Source organism: Paraburkholderia sp. SIMBA_030, assembly GCF_046535245.1.
Classification (GTDB): Bacteria; Pseudomonadota; Gammaproteobacteria; order Burkholderiales; family Burkholderiaceae; genus Paraburkholderia.
Genome location: NZ_JAWRXB010001440.1, coordinates 1 through 243 on the forward strand (window position 1 = coordinate 1; position 243 = coordinate 243).

Sequence of the window (243 nt, forward strand, 5' to 3'; positions counted from 1 at the left end):
GACGATCGCTGCCGCCGCGTTGTCGATGTAGATGGTGTCGATCAGGGCCGCCCCGGCGTCCAGAAGCGGCAGGCGACGGCGGCTGGCCCGGTCAAGAACCCGTTCGACCAGTTGGGTGTCACCCGGGCCCCAGACGATATGCGGACGCAATGCCGTCACACGGAATCCTGGTGCGTCAGCAGCCAAGGCCAGAAGTTCCGCCTCAGCTTTGGTCCGTGAGTACTCGCCATGGGCGTGCACGGG

At 66.3% G+C, this 243-nt stretch carries 1 protein-coding gene; it reads right to left on the reverse strand.

The window, feature by feature from the left end; genetic code table 11:
* Positions 1 to 240 (reverse strand): NAD-dependent epimerase/dehydratase family protein (locus SB772_RS44790; RefSeq protein ID WP_410839123.1); only part of this gene is annotated, 240 nt, incomplete at its 3' end.
* Positions 241 to 243: the final 3 nt, after the last annotated feature.